The sequence below is a fragment of the Streptacidiphilus sp. PB12-B1b genome, from assembly GCF_014084125.1.
In the GTDB taxonomy this organism is placed as follows: domain Bacteria; phylum Actinomycetota; class Actinomycetes; order Streptomycetales; family Streptomycetaceae; genus Streptacidiphilus.
Genome location: NZ_CP048405.1, coordinates 5,437,899 through 5,464,209 on the forward strand (window position 1 = coordinate 5,437,899; position 26,311 = coordinate 5,464,209).

At 70.6% G+C, this 26,311-nt stretch carries 4 protein-coding genes (1 of these 4 running past the window's edge); all 4 read right to left on the bottom strand.

What is annotated here, in order from left to right:
- Nucleotide 1: 1 nt before the first annotated feature.
- Tightly spaced (each overlapping or abutting the next), the 4 genes in view from GXW83_RS23740 to GXW83_RS23755 form a layout consistent with a single transcriptional unit that may run on beyond the window.
- Nucleotides 2-8,848: an SDR family NAD(P)-dependent oxidoreductase gene (locus GXW83_RS23740; RefSeq protein ID WP_182445079.1), complete on the bottom strand. Its 8,847-nt coding sequence runs from the start codon at nt 8,846-8,848 to the stop codon at nt 2-4.
- Nucleotides 8,841-17,123: an SDR family NAD(P)-dependent oxidoreductase gene (locus GXW83_RS23745; RefSeq protein ID WP_182445080.1), complete on the bottom strand. Its 8,283-nt coding sequence runs from the start codon at nt 17,121-17,123 to the stop codon at nt 8,841-8,843. Before GXW83_RS23745 ends, GXW83_RS23740 begins: the two co-directional genes overlap by 8 nt.
- Entirely contained in the window at nt 17,120-23,992 is a 6,873-nt protein-coding gene (locus GXW83_RS23750) for an SDR family NAD(P)-dependent oxidoreductase (RefSeq protein ID WP_182445081.1), read from the bottom strand. Before GXW83_RS23750 ends, GXW83_RS23745 begins: the two co-directional genes overlap by 4 nt.
- Nucleotides 23,890-26,311, bottom strand: the 3' end of a protein-coding gene (locus GXW83_RS23755) for an SDR family NAD(P)-dependent oxidoreductase (protein ID WP_182445082.1). Its footprint extends 4,358 nt past the window's final position; only the last 2,422 of its 6,780 coding nucleotides appear in the window; the start codon falls outside the window, past its right edge; it ends in the stop codon at nt 23,890-23,892. The genes GXW83_RS23750 and GXW83_RS23755 overlap by 103 nt, the downstream gene beginning before the upstream one ends.

A 26,311-nucleotide genomic window follows, 5' to 3' on the forward strand; every position in this document is an offset into this window, starting at 1 on the left:
GTCAGGAATTACCCCCGAGGGCCTTGATCAGCCCGAGTTGGTCGAACGTGCTCGAAAGGAGGACGTCGAGAGCCGCCATGCCGTCCGCGGGCTCGATCGATCCGGCACCCGCCCTGCGCATCCGCTCCCGGTACTCCGGCGCGGCGACGATGCCGACAGTGCCCCAGTAGCCCCAGTTCATGGTCTTGACGGGAAAATCCAGCTCGCCGGCGAGGCGGTGGGCGTAGGCGTCCTCGAAAACTGATCCCGCCACGTAGTTGCACTGCCCCGACGCCTTCAGGAACGAGTTCATCGAGGAGAAGAAGAGCAGGAAGTCCAGCGGCTCGCCCCGGAAGACCTGGGCGAGTCGGACGCTCACGTCGACCTTGGCCGTGACCGCGGCGCGGAAGCGCTGCTCGTCCATGCGCTCCAGGCTCTGGTCGAGCAGCACGATGGCCGAGTGGACCACACCGTGGACGACCGGATGGATACTCCTGATGTCCTTGTACGCCCGCTCCAGCGACGCCCGGTCGGTGGCATCGGCCCGCACGTAGCGCGGTTTGGGGCCGAACTCACCCAGGCGCCGCAGCTTCGCCCGGACCGACTCGTCCTCCTCCCGCCGCCCGATCCACACCACATGCGCCCCGTAGGTGCGGATCATGTGCTCGGTCCACGCCTCGCCGATGCCTCCCGCGCCGCCGACGACGACGTAGACGCCGCCCTGCCGGTACACCGTCGGGCGGGTGCGCTCCGTGGCGGTGTCCTGCACGGGCACGAGGGTCTGCCGGTACCAGCGGGAACGGCGGTACGCCCACACGGTGCCGCTCTCCTCACGGGGCAGCGCGAACAGCTCCGCCACCGGCCAGTCGTGGTCCGGGTCGAGATCGGCCAGACGCACCGTCCAGCCCGGGTACTCCTTCGCCACCGAGCCGAGGAGGCCGTGCAGTCCGGCCTGGGTCGGTTCCACCGCGTCCGTACGCCGGACCCGCAGGGTCCGCTCGGTCAGGACCGTGACGTCGAGCGGGCGGCGGCCGTACCCCTGGCTGAGCAGTGCCTTCAGCGTGCGGAAACAGGCGTACAGACCGACCTCCTGTGCGTCCACCAGCGCGTCGTCCGCGGTGCCGGCGACTGTCTCCCGGACCGTCTCCCGGGGAGCCAGCCAGACGAGGTGACCGAGGGCTTCGCCGGTGCCGCCGATCCTCGCGGCGATGGTTTCCGTCGTGTCCGCGGGGTCCAGCGACAGGCGTTCGGCACCCGGATGGACGGCCCGGATCCGCTCCCAGTGCTCCGCGGTGCCGCCGATCACGACGACTCGACCGGACCGGACCGGGACGTCCTGGGGCACGCGCCTGGGGACCGCGTCCCAGACGGGCGCCAAGAGGATGCTCGTACGGTCCGGGGCCTCGTCGTCCGGGGTCTCGTCGTCCTGGCCCTCCTCGTCCGGGACCGGTGCGTCGTCGAACCAGTAGCGCTCCCGGGCGAAGGGGTACGTGGGCAGCGGGACGCGGCGAAGCCGGGTCCCTGAAGACAGGCGCGCCCAGTCGACGGGTGTTCCGTCGACCCACGCGGCGGCCAGGCGCTCGGCTTCCGTCACCGACACCGTGCCGTCCGAATCGACCTGCGGCACCAGCTCGGCCCGCCCAGCCCGGTCCTTGCCGGCCAGGCCGGTGAACGCGCCGTCCGCCCGGCCGTCCTCGGCGTACCGGGTCAGCCGCTCCAGCAACTCCTCCGGCGTGGTCGCCACGACAGCCAGTCGCCGTGCCATGGCTTCCCTGCCCTGCTGCAGTGTGTGCGCGACGTCCGCCAGGGCCGGCGACGGGTGTGCGCGCAGATGCGCCGCGAGGCGGGCGGCCGACGTCCTCAGCTGCTCCTCGCTCCTGGCCGAGAGCACGAAGACCCGCGGATCCCCGACCGGCCGCTCCGCGTCGTCCGCGGGCTCCGGCAGGTACTCCTCCACCACCAGGTGGGCGTTGGTTCCGCTGAAACCGAAACCGCTGACGGCCGCGCGCCGTGGGGAGCCCGGTTCGGTCTCCCAGGGCGCCAGCTCGGTGTTCACCCGGAACGGAGAGCCTTCGAAGTCGAAGTGCTCGTTGGGCTGGTCGAAGTGCAGCGTCGGCACCAGCTGCTCGTGCCGCATGCACAGCAGCACCTTCTGGATCGAGGCGATGCCCGCGGCGGCGGAGGTGTGGCCGAGGTTGCTCTTCACCGAGCCGATGGCGCAGTAGCCGGCCTTGTCGGTCCGCCCCCGATAGACGGTCGCCAGCGCCTCGAGCTCGATCGGGTCGCCCAACTTGGTACCCGTACCGTGCATCTCGACGTAACCGATCCCGGCCGGGTCGATGTCGTACCGCTCGTAGACGTCGCGCTCAAGCTCCATCTGGCTGACCATGCTCGGCGCGGTGATGCCGTTGGTCCGGCCGTCCTGGTTGATGCCTGAGCCGAGAATCACTCCGTGGATGTGGTCACGGTCTCGAACGGCGTCCTCGACTCGCTTGAGGACGAGCGCACCCACGCCCTCGCCCGGCACGAACCCGTTCGCACCGTTGTCGAAGGCCTTGCAGCGACCGTCCGGGGACAGCATTCCGGCGCTGCACATGCTGAGGTACGAATCCAGGCCCAGATAGAGGGTGACGCCACCGACGAGGGCCATGTCGATCTCACCGCTCCGCAGGGCCTGCGTTGCCAGATGAGTGGCCACCAGAGAGGACGAGCAGGCCGTGTCCAATGCGATGGCCGGACCCTTGAGATTGAGGAAATAGGCGATGCGTGCAGCTGTGATGGCACTGCTGCTGCTGGTGGCCGCCGCACTCGACTCACCGCCCTGCCGCTGCATGAGCATGCCGTATTCGCTGCCCATGATCCCCAGATAGACACCGCACTTGTGACCGCTCAGCGAACTGGGGGCGTATCCCGCGTCCTCGAACGCGTGATAGGCCTCCTGCAGGAAGAGCCGCTGCTGCGGATCCATCGACTCGGCTTCCGCAGGCGGGATGTTGAAGAACAGCGGGTCAAAGATCTCGATGTCGTCGAGGTGCCCCATCCACTTGCAGTTGACCTTGCCCTGCTGGTGCGGACGTGCGTCGTAGTGATCGGCGACGGGCCACCGGGAATCGGGCACCTCACCCACGCAGTCGCGGCCCAGCGCCAGGTTGTCCCAGTACTCAGGCAGAGTCCCGGACCCCGGGTACCTACCGGACATGCCCACCACGGCGATCGCGCCGACCCGACCGGAATCCGCTCGCGGCGGCACGGCGACGGGCTCGACCGGCGTCGTCCGCAGGGTCGCGGGAACCAGCCCGGCCACCCCGATCGGCTCGGCCTCGATCGGCTCGGGCCGGACAGCCTGCTCGGTCACCTCACGAAAGGGTCGCCCTTGAGGGGCGCCTCCTTTGGCCAGCTCCTCGACGATGTAGGCCGTCAGCTCCACAACCGTTGGATGGTCGTAGAGCCGGGTCACCGTCAGATCCAGCCCGTACCTCTTGTTGATCGCCTTCATCCACTCGACGCCGACGATGGAGTCCAGGCCGATGTCGGTGAACTTGGTGTCCGGATCGATCTCCTCGTCGACCAGGTACAGGGCGTCGGCGAGGCTCGCCGCCAGCTCCCGGGCGAGCGTCTCCTGGTCCGCGTCAGCAAGCAGGTGCGGGGTGTCGTCCATACCGGTCACCGCAGTCGCATCGGTCTCCTCGGCCGGACCCTCCGGCGCCGGGACGACGACCGGTGCCGTGGGCCGCGCGGGCGCCGACCCACCGGTGTGCCCGAACCCGGCGTCCAGGGGCGTCAGGCCGATTCCGCGGGGCTTCGCAACGATCCGGGTGCCGGGTTCCGGGGCAGTGGCCGGCGCGGGCCGGAGCGGCACGGCAGGGAGCGCCGCCGGCTCGGTGGGCCGTGCGCCTTCGGCTATCCAGAACCGCCTGCGGCCGAACGGGTAGGTCGGCAGTGAGATCCGAGGAGGCAGCGAGCCCGGGTAGTAGCTGCGCCACGGCAGATCCAACCCTTTGGTCCACAGCTCGAGCAGCTTGGCGAACTTCCTCTTGTCCACCCAGGCCGCGATGGTGCGTTCCATGTCCTCGTCCTCGAAGAGGACGGAGACGACGTCCTTGGAACGCCTGCCGCGGCCCCGGTACAGCCCGGCGTCGTCCTTGCCCTCGACGTAGTCGCCGAGTCGGGCCGTCAGCTCGGCCGCCGAGTCGGCCAGGAACGCCAGCCGCTCGACCATGTGCTCACGGCCCACCTGAAGCGTGGCCGCGACACCCGGCACGTCGGCGTCCTCGATCCGTTCCTCGCCCGCCCAGTCCAGCAGGCGCCGGGCCTGCTCGCGCAGTTGCTCCTCGGTTCGCGCCGAGAGCACGATGACCGACCCCAGGGGCCACTGCGCCGGATCGTCGGCCGGCGCAGGCCCGTCCGGTACGTATTCGCCCACGATGACGTGGGCGTTCGAGCCGCCGGCCCCGAACGACGAGATACCGGCGACCCGCGGGTACTCCCGGGGGCCGTCGGGCGTGTCGACCACCGGCCGGCGCCACTCCGCCGACTCCCGCTGCACTCGGAAGGGTGTCCGGCTGAAGTCGATGTGCGGGTTCAGCGTCTCCGAGTGGATCGAGGGCACCAGGCGGCCGTGCGCGAGTTGCAGCAGCACCTTGGTGAAGGCCGAGATGCCCGCGGCACTCTCGGCGTGCCCGATGTTGCTCTTGACCGAGCCGATCGCGCAGAACTGCCGATCACCGGTGTGCCGGGAGAACGCCTTGGCGAGGCCGGCGATCTCGATCGGGTCCCCGAGCGAGGTGCCCGTACCGTGCGCCTCGACATAACTGACGGTGCGCGCGTCGATCCCGGCCCGCTCCAGGGCCCGGGTGACCACGTCGGCCTGGGCGTTCGGGTTGGGGACGGTGTAGCCGTTGGTCCGGCCACCGTGGTTCACCGCCGTCGCCTTGATGACGCCGTGGATGCGGTCGTTGTCGGCGATGGCCCGGTCCAGCCGCTTGAGCAGTACGGCTCCCACTCCCTCGGCGGGCACATAACCGTCGCCGCCCTGGCCGAAGCTCTCGCAGCGGCCGGTGCTCGACGCGAAGCCGGCCTGGCCCAGCAGAAGGTACTTGGCCGGGTGCAGGGACAGGTTGACACCACCAGCGACGGCGACCTCGCAGTCGCCGAACTGCAGGCTCTGGCAGGCGAGGTGGAGGGCTGTCAGGGACGAGGAGCACATCGTCTTGACGGTGAGGCTCGGTCCCTGCCAGTCGCAGAAGTAGGAGACCCGGTTGGCGATGTTCGCGGCATTGCCCGGGACCACCCGTCCCTCGGCCAACGCCTGCTCGGTCGCGCCGTAGAGCTGGTACTCGTCGTACATCGCGCCCACGAACACTCCGACGTTGCCGCCGGCTCCTCTCGGGGAGGGCTCCGTCAGGTCCTGGCGCGTGTATCCGGCGTCCTGGAGTGTCTCGTAGACGCACTCCAGGAACAGCCGCTCCTGCGGGTCCGTGAACTCGGCCTCACGCGGCGACATGTTGAAGAACAGCGGGTCGAACTGGTCGACGCCGTCAAGGAAGCCGCCCCACCTGGAGTTCGTCGTACCCGGCTTGGCACGGTCCGCGTCGTAGTAGGCACGGTGGTCCCAGCGGTCCTGCGGGATCTCGGTGACGCAGTCCCGGCCTTCGGTGAGGTTGCGCCAGAACGTCCGCAGGTCGGGAGCCTGCGGGTAGCGGCCGCCCATGCCGATGACGGCGATGTCCGTGCTGCGCGGCGCGGATCCGGACGGCGCCGCGCCGTTCGCCGGCCCGGTCCGGAGTGCCGCTCTCGCCGGTCCGGCGGCGGCGGACGTGGCGGCGGGCTCTGCCGGTGCCGGAGCAGCGGGCGCCGGGGCGGCCGGGCCGCTCCCCCGCAGCTCCCGCAGTCGGTCCTGGTGCACTTCGATGAAGTACTGGCTCAGCTCCCTGATACTCCGGTACTCGAAGAACAGCGTCTTCGGCAGGTTGCCGAAGACGGCTTCGAGCCGGGTGGTGAGGTTGATGGCCTGGATCGAGTCGATGCCGTAGCGCTCCAGCCGGCGACCCGGCTCGATGCGCTGTGCGGGCACCTTCAGCACCTCCGACAGCAGCGAGGTGATGTACGGGACGGTCCACTCCGCCAGGCCGTCGTCCCGGCCCGCCGTCGGGCGGCCGGGAGTCACGGTGTTCGCAACTGCGGTGTGCTGCATCGTCAGCGCCTTCCTGATCCGATCCATGTGCCCGGCGGCGACGAGTACCTGGTGATGGTTGGTTTGGAGGCACCGGGCGAAGGCTCCGATCCCGGCGCCGCGCCCCAGCGGGGAGATCCCGTAGCGGTCGCGCAACAGCGTCCTGGTGTCGGCGTCGGCACCCATACCGCCCTCGGCCCACAGCGGCCAGTTGATCGAAAGGGTGCGGCCGGACCGGTGTCCGTCGGCCACGAGACCCTGGCGGTACTCCGCGAACGCGTCCATGAACGCATTCGCCGCCGCGTAGTCGGCCTGACCGACGTTCCCGGTGACGGCGGCGCCGGAGGAGAACGTGACGAAGAAGTCCAGATCGAGATCCCCGGTGGCTTCGTCGAGGCTCGCCAGGCCGCTCACCTTCGGGGCGAGAACCTCGCGGAACGCGCGTCCGGACTTTCTCAGGATGAAGTCGTCCTTGATGACGCCGGCACTGTGGATGACACCGTGGATCGTCCCCGCGGTACGCCGGATCCCGTCGACCAGAGCCTTGACCGCGACTCGGTCGGCGACGTCGAGAGACTCGTAGGACACCTCCGCGCCGAATGCCCGAAGCTGCTCAAGGACCCGCAGCGACTGCTCCGTCGCCGGGGAGCGCCCGATCAGGACGATTTTGGCGTCCTTCACCTGACCGGCGATCTCCTCCGCGAAAATGCGACCGAGACCGCCCATGCCACCGGTGATGAGGTAGACGCCTCCGGCCCGCCACGGCGAGCCGGGGGACTCCGCCGGGGACTCCTCGGCCCAGCTGAGCACCTCGCGCCGGTCTCCACGGAGTCTCACCGTGGCGTCGACGGGGTTGCGCCGCTCCTTCGCCAGCAGATCGTGCCGTGCCGCGACCGGGGTCTCGGCGGCCACGACGACGATCTGTCCGGTGATCCGCGGGTTCTCCAGGGCTGCGGTCCTCAGCAGCGCCCCGAGGCCGATCAGTGGCCACGACTCCGGTCGATCGGTCAACAGGATCTGAAGGACGTACGCGGTCTGCGTACCTTCCCGTAACAGCTGCTGCGTCCGGTCGAACACCTGGAGCGCGTAGTCCGTGTAACGGGCGTCGACTGTGGCGGCCGTGGAGCTGAGCGTCACCACCTGGCAGTCGGGGTCCACCTCGGCACCGCCCGCGAGTGCGCCGTGCTCGGCGAACACCACGGCGCGCCCGCTGACGGTGGGAACGGCCGGGTCGGGCAACGGGCTCCGCTGCCAGCGTGGGACGGCGAACACCTCACCGTCCGTCCGCACGGCGGGTGCCCCGGTTGTCGCCAGCGGGTGCGACGCCCGTACCGAGAGGCCCCGAACGCGTACCTGGACCCGTCCGGCGTCGTCACACAGATCGAGATCGAAGGAGCGGGTGGCCCCGCCCGCCGTGTCCCGGGCGGTGGGCCTGCCCCAGACCCAGAGGGTTTCGGCCGGAGCGGCAAGCACCTCGACCCGATCCACCCCGAACGGTAGGAACGCCTGCCGCCGGTGGTCCGGGTTCCCGGCCATCATTGCTGCACATGACTGGAGAGCCGCGTCCATCAGGCTCGGAGGCAGACAGCAACCGTCAGCGTCCATGCGCGCCGCTTCGGGCAGCACCAGGCGGGCAAGCACCTGGGACTCACCGAGGTACAGATGGTCGATACCGCGGAAGGAATCGCCGTACTCGAGCCCGGCGGATCGGAACGCGGGGTAGATCTCCGCCGCGTCCAACCGCCGTTCACCGCATTCGGCCCGCAGCCGCGGCAGGTCCACGGAGGCCGGTGCCGCGTCGCACGGCACCACCGAGCCCGTGCACACCACGGCGGCATCGGCGTCCTCGTCGGCTGCGAGCAGTTGGAAGTGGACCGCTTCCGCGGAATCGCGCTGGAGCACCACCTGCAGGTCACGGGGGTGATCGTCGATGCGGAACGGCCGAATCCAGACCACGTCCGTGAGAGCGGTGCCCGCGCTGTCCGCCACCGGCCTCCCCTCGGAGTCGGCCGCGGCCGCAAGTGCCAGCTCCAGGTGGGCGGTACCGGGCAGCGTGCGCACCCCGTGCACCAGGTGATCCCTCAGGACCGGCTCTTCGCCGGTGAAGGTCGCGCGGTATCGCCGGCGTCCGGAGTCGGAGGTGTCGCGGTGCAGCAGCGGATGCAGCACGGCGGTCGCCCGCGGTGCGGAACCGGACCGTGCCTGCGGACCCACCGCCACCCAGTACCGCTCCTTGGCGAACGGGTACGTCGGAAGCGGAATGCGAAAGGGCCTGTGCTGAGCGTAGAGCAGATCCCAGTCGACCGCGCCGCCGCCGGCCCAGGCCTCCGCGATGCGGCGCCATTCGCCGGCGGAGATCAGCGAGCGGATCAGGGTACGGTCGTCCTCGCTCTGCTCCTCCCAACCCGACGACTCCGGTGCCCGGCCGCGGAAGAGTTCGACGGTACCGTCCTGTCCCAGATGCGTCCTCAGCCCCCGGGCCACCGCGTCGAGGGAGTCCGCGGTGAAGGCCAGCCGGCAGTCCAGCGCCGTCCGCCCCTTCTGCAGCGAGAAGGCCAGGTCGGCCAGGTCAAGGCGCGGCTGTTCCTCGACGAAGGCGAGCAGGTCCCGCACCCGGGTGTCCAACTGCCCTTCTGTTCCAGCCGACACAACGATCACGACGGCCGATGGTTCGGCGTGCTTGTGTGTGTCACGCATAGCGATACTCCTCCAGCACCACGTGGGCGTTCGTCCCGCTGAATCCGAAAGAGCTCACGGCGGCCCGCCTCAGCTCGTGACCGTTCCGTGCCTCCCAGAACTGGAGGTCCTTGCTGACGAACAACGGGCAGTCGTCGGCTTCGAGAAGCTCGTTGGGCGTCTCGAAGTGGAGCGACGGTACGAGCAGGCCGTGGCGCAGGCCGAGCAGCACCTTGTGCACCCCGGCGATGCCCGCGGTGGCGGAGGTGTGTCCGATGTTGCTCTTCACCGAGCCGATGGCGCAGGACCCGGCGGCGACTCCCCGCTCCCGGTAGACCGTGCTGAGTGCGTCGAGCTCGATCGCGTCCCCGAGCTTCGTCCCCGTGCCGTGCGTCTCGACGTAACCGATGGACGCCGCGTCGATGCCGTGCCGGTCGTAGACCGCACGCATCAGTTCCATCTGGCTGTTGGCGCTGGGAGCCGTGATGCCGTTGGTCTTGCCGTCCTGGTTCGTACCGGACGCGAGAACCACGCCGTAGATGTGATCGTGATCTGCTTCGGCGTCGCTCAGCCGCTTCAGCACCAGGGCTCCGACGCCCTCACCCGGCACGAAGCCGTCGGCACCCTGGTCGAACGACTGGCACCGCCCCTGTGCCGACAGCATCTGTGCTCCCGACATCCTGACGTAGGTGCCCGCCAGCAGGTACAGCGAGACACCTCCGACCAGGGCGATGTCGATCTCACCGCCGGCCAGCGCCTGTTGGGCGAGGTGCAACGCGACGAGAGAGGACGAGCAGGCGGTGTCCAGGGCGATCGCCGGGCCTTTGAGGTTGAGGAAGTAGGCGATGCGTGCAGCGGCGATCGCATTGCTGCTGCTCGTTGCGACGGTGTCTTCCTCGCCGTCGTTGCCGGGCGCCAGAAAGCTGTACTCGTTGCCGCTGATGCCCAGATAGACACCGCATTTCATCTTGCTCAGCGACTCCGGGTCGTAGCCCGCGTCCTCGAAGGCCCGATACGCCTCCTGCAAGAACAGGCGGTGCTGCGGGTCGATGCCTTCCGCCTCGGCCGGCGAGATGTTGAAGAACAGCGGGTCAAAGCAGTCCGCGTCCGCCAGATAACCCATCGACTTGCAGTACGTCTTGCCTTTTTGGCCGGGGCGGGGGTCGTAGTAGCGATTCACGTCCCACCGGTCGGCGGGGACCTCCCGCACGGAGTCACGGCCGTCGCGGAGATTGGCCCAGTACTGGCGGAGATTCTCCGCGTCCGGGTAACGCCCGGACATTCCGACGACGGCCGCGCGGTCACCACGACGAGCGGTGCGCGGAGCGTCCCCGGGCACCGCCGCGGCCGCCGGCTGCTCGCGCACCTCGGAAGGGCGCTGAGGCCGAGGTGTGGAACTCGGCTCCGGCTCCGGCTCCGGCTCAGCGACCTCTCCGGCCGGTATCAACTGCTCCACATAAGCAGCCAACTCCACCACCGACGGATAGTCATACAACCGCGTCGCAGTCAACGACGTGCCATACGCCTTATTGATCGACTTCACCCACTCCACCCCGATAATGGAGTCCAAACCCAGTTCCACGAAATTACGCCGGAGATCAACCTCACCCTCCGACAGGAACAACACCCTCGCCAGACCGGCCCGCAACTCCTCCCGCAACACACTCAGAGAGCGACCCGACCCGACACCCCCACCCACCGCAGCCGACGGCTCCGGCTCCGGCTCCGGCTCCGGCTCCGGCTCCGGCTCCGGCTCCGGCTCCGGCTCAGCGACCTCTCCGGCCGGTATCAACTGCTCCACATACGCAGCCAACTCCACCACCGACGGATAGTCATACAACCGCGTCGCAGTCAACGACGTGCCATACGCCTTATTGATCGACTTCACCCACTCCACCCCGATAATGGAGTCCAAACCCAGTTCCACGAAATTACGCCGGAGATCAACCTCACCCTCCGACAGGAACAACACCCTCGCCAGACCGGTCCGCAACTCCTCCCGCACACGCAGAGAACGACCCGACCCAACATCCCCACCCACCGCAACCGACCGAACGGAAACCGGAGAAACCGGAGAAGCCGGGGAAGCCGGGGAAGCCGGAGCAACCGGGGAAGCCGGCTGCCGCACCCCACCACGCGTGTCCGTCAGTACGACGTTCCGGGGCTTGGCGACAGGAGCCGTCGGCGGCACCACCGCCGCGCCCGGATCCTGGAGCAGGATCCGTTGCCTCTTCCCGGGGACGGCGCCCCGCGCAGTCGGCTCGGCCGACTTCTTCGGCTCCTGTGCCGGTGGCGACTCCCGCACGTGCGCCGGTGCCGGAGCGCCACCCCCGTCAGTGGCCCAGTGCAGCGAGCGCGCGAAGGGATAGCCGGGCAGCGTGACGATCCGTGGCCTGTCGCCCGCGAACGGCGCCGACCAGTCCGGGGCTGCGCCCCGGCAGTAGAGTTCGGCCAGGACGCAGGACACCTCCCGGTACCGCTCCGCCGGGACGCCGGGCGACCGGAGCACGTCCAGAAGTGCCCGCGCCTGGATCTCCAGCAGCGAGCGGTCCTGCTCGCGTGCTACTTCACCGCGTCTGACCATGGGGTGTTCCCGTCCGCTCTCGGCCGCGGACAGCACGGACGGGACGTCCCCGACGCCACTGACGACGAGTGCGCAGCGGTGGGCGAAGTGTTGCCTGCCCTCCAGCAGGGTGTGGGCCGTGTCGCTCAGCCGCAGGTAGTCGAGTTCCCCCTGCGCCAGGGCCGACCGGAGCTCCTGGATACGCCGCTGCAGCGCCTCCGGCGTCTTGGCGGACAGGAGCAACAGCAGGCTCGGGGCCTCAGCGATCGGGGCACGGCGGGCGGGCTCCGGGTAACTCTCCACCACCATGTGGACATTGGTCCCGCTCATACCGAAGGAGCTCACCGCGCCGAGCCTGGTTCCCGTCGGCCCGGCCGGCCAAGGCCTGGTCACCTTGTTGACGTAGAAGGGGCTGTCCTTCCACGCGATGTAGTCGCTGTCCTGGTCGCAGTTCAGACTCGCCGGGACGACGCCGTGCCGTACCGACTGGACCAGGGCGATCAGACCGACCAGGCCGGACGCCGCCAGCGTGTGACCGACACTGGTCTTGGCGGAGGTCAGCGCGCAGAACCCGGTCCTGTCCGTGCGTTCCCGGTACGCCTCGTTCAGGGCGTTCACCTCGATCGGGTCGCCGAGCCGGGTTCCCGTGCCGTGAGCCACGATGTGCTCGATGCGCTCGGGGTCGATTCCGTACCGCTCGTAGACTTGCCGGTAGAGCCGCGCCTGAGCTGCTCCGCTCGGAGCGGTGATGCCGTTCGTCCGGCCGTCGTAGTTCATACCGCTGCCGCGAATCACCGCCAGAACGCGGTCGCCGTCGGTTTCCGCCTGGGACAGACGTTTGAGGACGAGGGCGGGGACGGCCTCACCCAGGACCATGCCGTCGGCCCGCTTGTCGAAAGCGTGGCAGACGCCGCTCTCGGAGAGCATTCCGGACTTGCTCATCTCGGCGTAGCCGCGCGCGGTGGTCGCCAGGTTGACGCCGGCGACCACCGCCGTGTCGCACTCGCCGCTGCGCAGGCTCGCGCATGCCTGGTGGGCGGCTGTCAGCCCCGAGGAGCAGGCGGTGTTGACTGCAAGCACCGGGCCGGAGAAGTCGAGGAGGTACGCCAGGCGCGAGGCCATGATCGCCTCGTGCTGGGCGGTGATGCCGCCCTCCCCCCGGGTCAGCTCGGGATAGTCGCCCTGTTCCGCACCGACGAACATGCCGATCGCCCCGGCGCGCAGTTTGCGTTCGCCGTAGCCTGCGTCCTCCAGGGCATGCCAGGCTTCCTGGAGCATCAGTCGCTGACGCGGGTCCATGGTGCGCGCCTCGCGCGGCGAGATCTCGAAGAACGCGGCGTCGAACTCCGCGACTCCCGGGACGAATCCGCAGCGGACGCCCTCGCGTTCCCCTGCCGCCAGCCCGCCCCAGTCGGCGTACCGATCCCGCGGGACGGGGGAGAGCGCGTCCTTGCCCTGCAGGAGGTTCGACCAGAACTCGTCGACGGACCGGGCAGCGGGGAAGCGGCCGCTCATACCGATGACGGCGATGGGTTCCGGCTCCGTGTGCGCCCTTGGCCGCGGTGCCGGAGCGGATGGCGGCGAGTCGTCGGCGGTGGCGCTGGAGACCTCCGTGCCCGGGGTCAGGGAAGGCGCCGGGGCACTGGCTGCGGCTCGCACCGCGCGGCGCTGATCCAGCGTCTCCCGGTGCTCCGCGACCAGGTGCGCGACCAGCTTCTGCGGGGTGGGGAAGGAGAAGAAGACCGAGGGCAGCACCTCGATGGCGAGACTGTCGCCGAGGGCCCTGGCGAGTTTGACCAGGCTGACCGAGTCGAACCCGAGCTCGGAGAAGTTCTCGTCGGCACAGATCTGCTCACGGGGTACCCGCAGCAGGTCGACGATCACCGTCGAGAGCTCCGACAGCACCAGCTCTTCGACGTCCATGTGCTCCGTATCCGAGAGGGCCTCAGGTCGTGAGGTCGGCGGCGCGGGGTCCACGTCTGTGTCCGTGTCTGCGGCGAACATGCGCCGGACTCGTACCGGGTCTCCGGCCATGACGATGTGCTGTGTCGCTCCCTGCCCCAACAGGCGTTCGAAGAGCGTGAGACCCTCGGCTTCCTCCAGCAGGCGCAGCCCACTGGTGGCGAGGTACAACTCGATGCCCTCCGCGTCGTCGAAGCCCATGCCGCCGCCGCTCCACAGGGGCCAGTTGATGGCAACCGTCGCCCCGGAACGTGCTCCCCGGCGTACCTGCTGGTCGCGATGCCGGGCATAGGACGTCTGGAAGCGGTTGGCCACCGAGTAGCCGCAGCTGCCGAAGTCGCCGAGGATCGCCGAGGTCGACGAGAAGTAGCAGACGAAGTCGAGAGGTTCCGCGGCCAGTACGTCGTCCAGCACGAGCGTGCCGTCCACCTTGGCGGACAGCAGGTCCTGGAAGGACCGGGCATCGCCGGCGAGCAGCGAGCTGCGTTCGCCGACGCCGGCGGCGTGGACGACCCCGTGGATCGGGCCGAACCGCTCGTACGCTGCGGCCACCACCTCCCGCATGCCCTGCCGATCGGCGACATCGGCCTGGCTGTACAGCACCTCGCCGCCCAGCGACTCGATCCTTGCGATGCTGCGGCGCTTGGCGGTGTCGAGGGCGGAGCGCCCGGTCAGCACCAAGCGCGCCGACCAGTTCCTGGCCAGGTGCTCGGCGAGCAGGAGGCCCAGGCCACCGGTACCGCCCGTGACGAGGTACGTGCCGTTCGGCCTGAGGAGTTGCTTGCCGGCGCTGGGCGGACTCGGCCGGACCCGGATGACGTGCCGAACACCGGCGCGGTACATCGCGCTGCCGGACGATCCGGCGGACCACTCGTTCCACAGGCGCTCGAACCAGATGCCGCGGGCTGACCGGCCGACCGGGTCCTGGACCTCTTCCAGGACCGCGGCGAACGGCACATCGGGAAGCACCCTGCCGAGGGAGCGCTCGAAGCCGAGCCACGACTCCGCGTACGCCCGCTCGACGCCGTCGCGGAACTCCCCGGCCTGCAGGACGCGCCCCACCCGTAGCCCCGATGTGGCGATCGCCTGCAGGAGGTGCACGGTGGCGGTGTACGAGCCGGGCGCCGCCGCACCGTCCAGGGACCACAGGTTCAGGACGCCGTCGACTGCGCCGTACCGCGACCGGATGTCTTCGAACACGCGGACGCAGTCGCCCGGGGTCCGGTGACCGGCTTCGTAGGAGCGGTCGGACGTCCGGGCGTAGCCCTGTCCCGGTGTGACGAACAGCAGGGTGGCGTCGGGGTCGAGCTCGTGTGCGGTGCGCGCCAGTTCGGCCCGGTCCGCCGGGTCGGCGCAGAAGCAGACGAGGGTGTGCGGCGCATCGTCCCGGCGGACGGCGGGCAGCGCCTCCGGCTCCCAGGACTCCGCAAAGAGGAGGGCTGCCGGATTCCGGTCGCCGCCGGTAGCGACGGCACCGGACTGCGCTGTCGCTGTGCGCGGGGCGAGGGCTGCGGCAGTGCGCGTGGTGTCGATCCAGTACCGGTTCCTGGCGAACGGGTAGGAAGGCAGGGCGATGCGGGCCGGGCACCGGCTGCCGTGCAGTGCGTGCCAGTCGACGGGGCTGCCGTTGACCCACAGCGCCAGCAGTCCGGCGAGGTCCCGCCGGGCGAGCGCTTCGCACCCGCCCGGGTCGGCGGCCGGCCCGCCCGCCCGGCCTCGGACCACCCCCTCGGCGTCCTGTCGTCCGGCACCGAAGTCGCGGAGCCGGGCGAGCAACTCCGGCATGGCGGCCACGACGACACCGAGCCGCTCCCGCATGGCCTCGCGCCCCACCTGCAGGGTGTGGGCGAGCGCGGGCAGGTCACCGGTGGTGAGGCTCTTCTGCTCGATCCAGTCCGCGAGTTGCGCTGCCTTCTGCCGCAGCCGCTCGGTCGTGCGGGCCGACAGGACGACCGGGACCGGGCCGCCGGGGGCGACGGCGGGGACCGCTGCGTCGTCCGGATCCGGCCGGTACTCCTCCACGACGAGGTGCGCGTTGGTACCGCCCGCCCCGAAGGAGGAGATGCCGGCGATCCGGGGGAGCTCGCGCTCCGTGCCGTCGACGGTGACGACCGGCCGCGGCCAGTCGGCGAGTGTCTGCTGGACCGTGAAGGGCGTGCTGTCGAAGTCGATGTTCGGGTTCAGTTCGGTGGAATGGATCGAGGGGGCGAGCTTGCCGTGCCTCATCTGGAGCAGCACCTTGGTGAGCCCGGAGATGCCGGCGGCGCTCTCGGCGTGGCCGATGTTGCTCTTGACCGAGCCGATCGCGCAGAACCGGTCGTCGAGGGTGTGCTCGCGGAAGGCCCGGGTGAGTCCGGCGACCTCGACCGGGTCCCCGAGCGCCGTGCCGGTGCCGTGCGCCTCGATGTAGCTGACCCAGCCCGGTTCGATCCCGCCCTGCCGCCACGCGTCGGTGATCACGCGGGCCTGGGTGACCGGGCTGGGGACGGAGTAGCCGTTCGTCCTTCCCCCGTGGTTGACGGCGATGCCCCGGATGACCCCGTGGATGTGGTCCCGGTCCCGTACGGCTCGCTCCAGGGGCTTCAGCAGAACGGCGCCCACGCCTTCGCCCGGGACGTATCCGTCGCCCCCCGCACCGAAGCTCTCGCACCGGCCCGTGCTGGAGACGAACCGGCTCTGCCCGAGCAGCAGGTACTTGTTGGGATGCACCGACACGTTCACCCCACCGGCGATCGCCATGTCGCAGACCCCGGAACGGATGCTCTGGCAGGCCAGCTGAATGGCCGTCAGCGACGAGGAGCACATGGTGTCGACGCTCATGCTCGGGCCGTGGAGGTCGAAGAAGTAGGACACCCGGTTGGCGACCGCCGAGATGTTCCCGGGCACGGCCAACGGGTTCTCCAGGACCTGCTCCTGGGCTCCGTACAGCTGGTACTCCGAGTACATGACGCCGACGTAGACGCCGACGGCGGGTGCGCGCCCGGAGTCCCCCGGCGCGTTCAGCCGGTCCGGGGTGTAGCCGGCGTCCTCGAAGGTCTCGTGGACGCACTCGAGGAACAGTCGCTCCTGCGGATCCATCCGCTCCGCGTCGACGGGCGAGACGTTGAAGAACAGCGGGTCGAACTCGTCGACGCCGTCCACGAATCCACCCCACCTGCTGTACGTCTTGCCGGGCGCGTCCGGGTCCGGGTCGAAGTACACCCCGTGATCCCACCGGTCGGCCGGTATCTCGGTGACGCAGTCGCGCCCGGCAGCCAGGTTCGCCCAGAACTCTTCGACGTTACGGGCCTTGGGGTAACGCCCGGCGAGTCCGATGATCGCGATGTCCAGGCCCTGCCGTCCGGGGAGAGCGGGCCCGGGTCGGGACGCCGGGAGGGACGGCTTCTCGGTCTTCTGCGCCGCCCACCTCGTCGACGACAGGGGTTTGCGCCGCAGCGGAGTCGTGGACCGGGCAGCGGACCGGACGGCGCCGCCTGCGACCTGCCCGGCTCCCCCGAGGAGGGTCGACACCTCGGCCGGACGGGTGGCGACCAGGTGCCGGGCCAACGCACGAGGCGTACCGAACTCGAAGAACAGGGTGGTGGGCAGCGGCCCGAACACCGCTTCCATCCGCGCCGTCATGGTCATCGCCATGACCGAGTCGATACCGAAGCTCTCGAACGCCGCTTGGGCGTCGACCCGGGCGGGGGGGAGCTTGGTGATCTCGGAGAGGAGGCGCTCAAGGTACTCGCTCGCCTTCTCTTCGAGCAGGTCGCTGTCGTAGTGCTTCACGAATCCGTCCCATCGGTCGAGAAAGTGGGGAGCTTCGGCTGCGCCGAGACCATCACCTGGCTGTACTCGGAGCGCAGGATCCGGTGCAGGTCCCCGATCACGGGGGCCTCCGGCGGGCCGTCGGCCCGCAGCGGCCAGGTGACGGACTGGCTGTGCCCGAACCGCTCACCGCCGGCGACGAGGTCCTGCCGGTACCGCGCGTAGCCGTCCAGGAAGGCGTTCGCCGCAGCGCCGTCGACCTGGCCGACGCCGCCGTTCACACCGCAGAGGGACGAGAAGGTCACGAAGAAGTCCAGCGGGAGCGACCGGGTCGCGGCGTCCAGGTTCACCACCCCCGCCACCTTCGGGGCCAGGACGTCCTGGAAGTCCCGGCCCGACTTGTCGGCGATGAGCGCGCCGCGGGTGATCCCGGCGCTGTGGATGACTCCGTCGATCCGCCGGTGCCGCTCCAGCACCCGCGCGACCAGTGCGTGCGTCTCGGCGGGGCTGGAGATGTCGGCCTGCTCGTAGCGCACTGTGCCGCCGGCCACCAGGTCCTGCAAGGCCTCGAGGGTCTCGGGGTCCGCAGGGGAGCGGCCGACGAGGATGAGGGTCGCGTTCCCCGTCTGGGTGGCGATCTCCCGCGCGACGGCACGTCCGAGCACACCCGCCCCGCCGGCGACGAGATAGGTTCCGTTCTCCTTCCACGGCAGCGGGTGAGAGGTGGAGGGAGCATCGCACTCGGCCCAGACCGGTACCTCGCGGCGGCCGTCGACGTACCGGACGAGAGCCTCCTCGGGGCAGCTGCGGTTCTCCCGGATCCGCAGCACGGCACACTCAGCGGTGTCGGTCCGGTCCAGCACGACGACCTGTCCGGTGACAGCCGGGTTCTCCAGTCGGGCCGTCCTGAGCATGGCCGCGAGTCCGGGGAGCAGCATCGCGTCCGGGGTACCGGGGACCACCAGCTGGACGTGGCTCCGGCCGGCGGCTCCGCGCACGATGGAGCGCAGGTGCTTCAGGACCTGCAGGCCGTAGCCGGTGTACCGGCTGTCCGGGGCCTCGTCCTCGGTGGTCAGCAGGAACACGTCGGCGTCGTCGCCCCGCAGTAGGGCCGCCACCTGGGGCAGTCCTGCGAGCAGCACGGTCGGTCGCACGGCAGCAGGGCCGGCCGACGACGGGGCCGGTACGGGTCGGGGCCGCCACTGTGGGCGCAGCAGGACCGTTGATCCGGAGTCGGCCCGGTCGGAGTGGTCACGGTCCGAGTCGGCCCGGTCCGAGTCGGCCAGGTCGAACGAGAGTCCGCCGATCCGGACCCGGACCCGGCCCTGCTCGTCGGCCAGGTCGAGGTCGAACCCGGGGGCCCCCGCATCACCGGCCTGCTGTGCGCCGGGTCGGACCCAGACCCACATCGAGGGCGTGCAGGCATCGAGAACGAGGACCTCGTCGATGGCGCGGACCACCGCGGGTCCACCGCCGCCGTACACCCGGTGCCGCCCGGCCGACCCGCCGAGGACGTCGGAACACGCCTGCACCGCGGCCCCGAGCAGGCCCGGATGCAGCACGAGACCGTCCTCGGTGTCGCACACCGGGTCGGGCAGCGCCATCTGGACCAGAGCGTGCCCGGATCCGGTCCAGATGTGCTTGACGGCGCGGAAGGCCGGCTCGTGCGCGAGTCCGTGATCGTGGGGGCGCCGGTAGTACTGCTCGGCGGTCAGGCCGGACCGCCCGCAGGCCCGCTGCAGCGCGGTCAGGTCGAGCACAGTCTCCTCGGCTCCGTCCGCGAAGTACAGGACGCCCTCGCTGTGCACGACGGCGTCGGCGTCGCTGTCCCCGCCCCGCGGTGTGCTCCTGATCCGGAACCGGATGTCGCCGTCGTCGTCCGGACGCAGCCCGACGTGCACCTCGCGCAGGCCGTCGGCACGACCGAGCGGCCGCGCGAACACGACGTCGCGCAGTACCACCGGCGCCGAGGGCTCGACGGCGGCCCGGCTGCTGAGACAGCACGCGGCCACGGCCATCTCCAGGAAGGCGGCGCCGGGCACCGTCGGTGCGGCGCGATCGCCCAAGAAGCGTTCCTGTCCGGTGAGGACGGACGTGAAGCGCTGCTCGGTGAAGTCGGACGTGTTGACCTGAACCAGCGGATGCAGCGGCGCCGGTCCTCCGGGCGCGTTCGCCCCGGGGACGGACAGGCCGTCGAAGGCGGAGTACCGCTCGGCCGCGAAGGGGTAGGTCGGCAGCGCAACCCGCCGCGGAGTGCCGGTCGGGTAGAGCGACTGCCAGCTCACCGGCACACCGCTGACCCACAGTTCGAGCAGCTTCTCGTATTTCCCCTTCTCGGCCCACGCCGCGATCATCACGTCGAGGTCGGAGTCCGACCCGAACAGCGTCAGGGTCCGGGGTGCTTCGGCGACCGAGCCGCGGATGATCTCACCGCCTGCCAGGTCGCCTGTCAGGAACTGCCCCAGCCTCTCGACCAGCTCCGGCACGGAGACGGCGACGACACCGAGGCGTTCCTCCCGTGCTTCGCGTCCGACCTGGAGCGTGTAGGCGATGTCGGTGAGCGCGAGCTCCGCGTTCTCGGGGCGGCCCAGCCACTCCACCAGGTGCTCGGCCCGCGCCCTCAGTTGCTCGGTCGTGCGGGCGGACAGCGGTATCACGGCCCGTGGCCCGGCGTCGGCCGACGGACCCGGCGCCGGGCTGTCCGGGACGTACTCCGCGATCACGACGTGGGCGTTGGAGCCCCCGGCCCCGAAGGCCGACACACCCGCGATGCGCGGCAAAGCAGCGCGGGTGCCGTCGTCCGATCCGCGGGCCGGCCACTCGGCCAGCTCCTGCTGCACCACGAACGGGGTCTGCTCGAAGTCGATGTGCGGGTTGAGCGTCGAGGCGTGCAGGGACGGGGCCAGCCGGCCGTGCCGGAGCTGGAGCAGAACCTTGGTGATGCCGGCGATGCCGGCCGCGCTCTCGGCGTGCCCGATGTTGCTCTTCACCGAGCCGATCGCGCAGAACCCCCGGTCATCGGTGTACGGGTCGAACGCCTTGCACAGCCCGGCGATCTCGACCGGGTCGCCCAAGGAGGTGCCGACGCTGTTCGCCTCGATGTAGCTCACGTCCCGTGCGTCCACACCCGCCCGCCTGAGGGCCTCGCCGATGACGTCGGCCTGCCCCAGCGGTTCCGGTACCGAGTAACCGCTGGTCCTGCCACGGTGGTTGGCGGCGGTGCCCTTGATGACTCCGTAGATCCGGTCGCCGTCCGCGATCGCCCGCGCCAGCGGCTTGAGCAGGACTGCGCCCACGCCCTCCCCCGGCGCGTAGCCGTCGCCCCCGGCGCCGAAGCTGGCGCAGCGACCGTCGCTCGACGCGAGTCGGCCCTGGCTGAGGAGCAGGTACTTGTTCGGGTGCAGCGAGAGATTCACTCCACCGGCGACCGCTGTGTCGCAGTCGCCCGACCTCAGGCTCTGACAGGCCAGGTGCACGGCCATCAGCGACGACGAGCACATCGTGTCGACGCTCATGCTCGGGCCCCGGAAGTTGAACACGTGTGACACCCGGTTCGCTACGGACGCGGAGCTGCCCGAGACAGCCGGCGCCGCGCCGACATCCTGCGCCGGGGCACCGTGGAGCTGGTACTCCTGGTACATCACCCCGGCGAAGACGCCCACCCGCCCGTCGAGCAGGTTCCCGGTACGGTCCTTGCCGGTGTCCCGGACGTACCCGGCGTCCTCCAATGTGTCGTGCACGCACTGGAGGAACAGCCGCTCCTGCGGGTCCATGACCTCCGCCTCGCGCGGGGAGATGTTGAAGAACTGCGGGTCGAAGTCGTAGGCGCCGTCGAGGAATCCGCCCCACTTGCTGTAGGACTTCCCCGGGGTCCCCTTGTCCGGGTCGAAGAAGCGCCCATGGTCCCAGCGGTCACCTGGGATCTCGGTGACGCAGTCCGTGCCGGCGGCGAGGTTCTGCCAGAACTCCCCCACGTCGCAAGCCCGGGGGTAGCGGCCCGCCAGTCCGATGATCGCCGTGTCACCGCTTTCCGCGCCTACGGCCGGGGCCGGGTCGGCCGCGCTCCCTGCCGGAGCAGCGGACGCCACCGGCCATGTTCGTCCGGCCCCCCGGGCGGGCTGCCCGGGGTCGGCCGGCGCGACGGCGGGTGCCTGCCGACGCCCGCCTGCCGGGGGGAGAAGCTCCCGGAGCTCCTGGGGACGGGTCTGCAGGAAGTGGCGGGTCAGGGCGGCGACGGTCCGGTGCTCGAAGAAGAGGGTCTTCGGAAGCGAGCCGAAGACTCCCTCAAGGGTGCGGGTCATTTCCATGGTCATGACGGAGTCGACGCCGTAATCCTCCAGTGACGCCTCGGCGTCGATCCTGGCGGCGGGCAGGTCGATGGCCGATGCCAGGAGCCGTTTGAAGTAGGCCACGGCCTGCTGCGCGGTGTTCTCGTCCGGGCTGTCCGCGGGGGCTGCCGCCCCGTTCCCGTCGGGCGCGGCGCCGTCCACGAGGAGTCCGGCCAGCAGGGTCCGCGCGATCCTCGGACGATCGCCCGAAAGCACCATCACCTGGTCGGACGGCGATGCCAGGGCCAGGTACAGGGCGCGCAGCCCCTCCTGGTCCGACAACGGCACGAGCCCGAAGCGCTCGTGCAGCGACCGCTCGGTCAGCGCGTCGACATGCATCCCGCCGTCGGCCCACAGGGGCCAGCCGACCGACAGGGTCCTCCCCAGCCGCTCGCCGCGGGCCACCAGCGCGTTGCGGTGCGCCGCGAAGGCGTCCATGAACGCGTTCGCGGCCGCGTAGTCGGCCTGTCCGACATTGCCCAGGGCCCCTGCGACCGAGGAGAAGGCGACCAGGAATTCGAGCTCCGTGTCCCGGGTGGCCTCGTCCAGGTGCACCAGTCCGGCGACCTTGGGCGCCAGCACCCGGGCGAACCCGTCCGCGTCCTTTCTGATGACGAACGCGTCGCTGGTGAATCCGGCGGCGTGCAGGATCCCGTCGATCCGGCCGTACCGCTCCTGGGTCTCCCGGACGAGCGTCATGACGTCGTCCCTGACCGCCACGTCGGCCTGCACGTACGTCGTCTCCGCGCCGTGCCGCCGCAGTTGTTCCAGCAGCGCGTCCTTGTGCGCGTCGCGGGGGGACCGGCCGGCGATCACGATCCGGGCCCCGCGGACCCGGCCCGCGATGTCGTGGGCGAAGACCGTGCCCAGGCCGCCGGCGCCACCGGTGATCAGGTAGACGCCGCCGTCCTTCCAGGGCGTCACCACCGACCGGCGGTCGACGTCCTGCTCGCGCCACTTGAGGACCTCGCGCAGGCCGCCGATGTACCGCACGCCGAAGTCGGCGAGCACGGCGCGGTCTGCCATCACCCGGGACGCGGCGCGCTCCGCCGCGTCCTGCGGGTCCACCAGCACCATCTGGCCGAGCAGTCGCGGGTTCTCCAGTCCTGCGGACTTCAGGATGGCGGCCAGTCCGGTCCACAGCGACGGTTCGGCGGACTGGGCGACCAGTTGGACCCGGACCGGGTGCTGGGCGGGCTCCCCGAGCAGTCGTTTGACCTCGTCGAAGACCTGCAGCGCGTAGTCGGTGTAGCGGCGGCCGACGTCCGTGCCGCCCGATGTCAGCCGGACCACTCGCGCGGTGTCCTGTGCGTCGAGTGCCGCGGCGACTTCGGGGAGCTCCACGACCAGCACCAGGCCCTCGGGCGCCGGGGCGACGGCCGTCGCCGGGGCGGCGGCCACCCAGTGCGGAGCGGCGAACAACTCCCGGGCGGTCGTGGCAGCCGTACCGGCGCGCAGGGCGACGCCCTTGAGCCGGATCGCCACCCTCCCGTCGTCGTCGCAGATGTCGATGTCGATGCGACGCAGACCGTCGGCCTCCCGGCCCGCGCTGTCCCGCAACCAGGCCCATCCCTCCGGCGGGCAGGGGCCGAGGATCTCGACCTCGTCCAGCGCGAAGGGCAGCAGCAGCGGTTCCTCGGCGTCCGCCCCGGACAGCAGGCCCGCACACGCCTGCAGGCCGGAGTCCACCATCGACGGATGGAGCCCGTAGGCGTTCCGGGTTTCCCGCACGGTCGACGGCAGCACGATCCGGGCCAGGACCTGTCCCGGGCCCGTCCACAGGCGCTGGACGCCGCGGTGGCCCGGGCCGTACGCGATACCGCGCGCCTCAGCGGTCGCGTACAGCGCGTCGGCGTCTGGCCCGGGGGTCCGGCATGCCTCACGCAGTCGCGCCAGGTCGACGCGGACGTCGGCGGTCGCGGGCGCAGGCCGCGAGGTCACCCGTACCACGCCCTCGCTGTGCACCGCGTCGGCGGTTCCGGCGGCCGGGCCGTCCGGGCCGAGGATCTCGAATCGGACCTCGCCGTCCTCCTCGGGCCGCAGGCGTACCTGGACGGTCAGCCCCGGCTCGTGCAGGGTGACCGGCCGCGTCCAGACGACGTTCCGGATGCTCTCGACGCGGTACGGCTCGTCGAGCGAGGCCGCCACGGCGGCGCGCGCCAGTTCCAGACAGGCGGCACCGGACAGCACGCGCTCGCCCCTGACCCGGTGGTCCCGCAGGAAGAACTCCTCGCCGGTGAACACCGATGTGAAGCGCTGCCCCTGCAGGGTGGAGGTGTTGACGTGCAGGAGCGGATGGAGCTGCGCCGGAGCCGCCGCCGGGCCCGGTTCGGTCGCGGTGCCGCCGGCCAGCCAGTGGCGCTCGCCCTGGAAGGGGTAGGTCGGCATCGAGACCCGGCGCGGTGTGGACCCGTGGTGGAGCCTGGTCCAGTCCACCACGAGACCGTTCGTCCACAGTCTCACGAGTTCGCCGTAGGCGCGCTGCGCGAGCGCCGCGTCCAGCGTTCGTGCCTGGTCCGCGTCGGCGGTGAAGACGGCCAGGGTGCCCTGCCGGCGCTCCACCCGGCCCTGGTACAGGCCGGTGATCTCGGACTCGCCGTCCAGGAACGCCCGTAGTTTAACGGTGAGTTCACCGGTCGTGGCCGCGACGAGTCCGAGGCGTTCCTCGTATGCCTCCCGACCCGTCTGGAGGGTGTGGGCGATGTCCGCGAGCGGGGTCGCCGCGCCCTCGCCCTCGGTCGTCCAGCGCAGCAGCTGACTTGCCTGGGCCCGCAGGCCGGCTTCGGTCCGCGCGGACAGGACGACCGCGGCAGGAGCGCCCTCCGGGGGAGAGCATCCGCAGGGCGGGGAGCCGGGAGGTACTCCTCGACGATGACGTGGGCGTTGGAGCCCCCTGCCCCGAAGGACGAGATGCCGGCGATACGCGGCGCCGCGGCGCCGTCGGCGCCTGTCGGGCGACTCCACGGTGCCAGTTTCCGGGCCACGTAGAAGGGGCTGCCGTCGAAGTCGATATGGGGATTGAGCACCTCGGAGTGCAGCGAGGGCGCGAGTTGGCCGTGCTTCAGCTGCAGCAGCACCTTCGTCAGCGCGGCGATGCCGGCCGCGCTCTCGGCGTGCCCGATGTTGCTCTTGACCGAGCCGATCGCACAGAACTGCGTCCGATCGGTGTGCTCGCGGAAGGCCCTGGTCAGTCCGGCGATCTCGATGGGGTCGCCGAGCGAGGTGCCGGTTCCGTGCGCCTCGACGTAGCTCACCGCTGCTGCGTCGACCCCGGCCTCACGCAGCGCGTGGCCGATGACGTTGTACTGCGCGCGGGGGTTGGGCACGGAGTATCCGTTGGTCTTGCCGCCGTGGTTGACCGAAGTCGCCCGGATGACGCCGTAGACGGTGTCGTTGTCCGCGCGGGCGCGGTCGAGCGGCTTGAGCAGGACCGCGCCGACCCCCTCACCCGGGACGTAGCCGTCACCACCCTGTCCGAAGCTCTCGCACCGGCCCTTGCTCGACGCGAACTTGCCGCTGCCGAGCATCAGGAACTTGTTCGGGTGCAGCGAGAGGTTCACGCCGCCCGCGACGGCCAGTTCGCAGCCGCCCGTTCGCAGGCTCTGGCAGGCCAGGTGCAGCGCGGTGAGCGACGACGAGCACATGGTGTCGACGGCCAGGCTCGGACCGTGCAGGTCGAAGACGTAGGACACCCGGTTGGCGATGGTCGACGCGCTGCCGGACAGCGTGACGTTACGGCCGCGCGCCTGCTCCTGGGCGCCGTAGAGCTGGTATTCCTCGTACATCACCCCCACGAAGACGCCGACGTTGCCGGGCAGGCCGCGGTCCGCGCAGTGGCTCAGCGTCTCCCGTGTGTAGCCCGCGTCCTCAAGCGTCTCGTGCACGCATTCCAGGAACAGCCGCTCCTGCGGGTCCATGAACGCCGCCTCGCGCGGGGCGATGTTGAAGAAGAGCGAGTCGAAGCGGTCGACGGCGTCCAGGAAGCCGCCCCACTTGGTGTAGGTCTTGCCGGGCGCGTTCTGGTCCGGGTCGAAGTAGGGGCCGTGGTCCCAGCGGTCGGTGGGGATCTCGGTGATGCAGTCGCGGCCCTCGGCCAGGTTCCGCCAGAACTCCCTGATGTTCCGGGCCTGGGGATAGCGGCCCGCCAGTCCGACGACGGCGATCTGCGTGTCCGTGCCCGCCGGCTCCCGGCGGCCGCGCCGCACCACCGCCGGGCGGGTGTGTTCGGACCTCGTCCCGCCCGGTGCGGTGGCGCCGTCCGCGGAGGCGCCGGACGACTCCCGGACTTCCGCGGCCAGCAGCTCGACGAGGCGGGGCCGATGAGCAGCGAGGAAGTACCCGGACAGGGCGGCAATGGTCTGGTACTCGTAGAACAGCGTCTTGGACAGCGACCCGAAGACCTTTTCGAGCCGGTTGGTCAGGTTCATCGCCAGGATCGAGTCGATGCCGTAGTGCTCAAGGGCGTCGTCAGCGTCGATCCGCTCCGCGGGCACGCGCAGCTCGGAGGCGAGGAAGCCGACCAGGTACTGGCAGGTCCGCTCCTCCAGCGTGCCGCCCGGCAGGGCGCCGCCGCTCGCCGCGGCGGCTGCAGCCGGGACCCGTGCGTCACCGTGCGGGGGTGTGCCGCCGGCCCGCTCGACGGGCGCCTGCGCCGCGTACGCCCTGGAGGTGAATCCCCGAAGGCGGCAGCGCGGCGCACCGGCGTCGTCGAGGACGTCGATGTCCAGCTTGCGGATACCGAGATCGGGCTGATCGTCGTCGCTGTACCGGACCCACGCCCACATCTGCGGAGTGCACGGCCCCAGGACGTCCAACTCGTCGAGGGCGAAAGGGAGGTGAAGCACGTCGGGGGCGGCGTCCGTGACGTCGCCGACCCGGCCG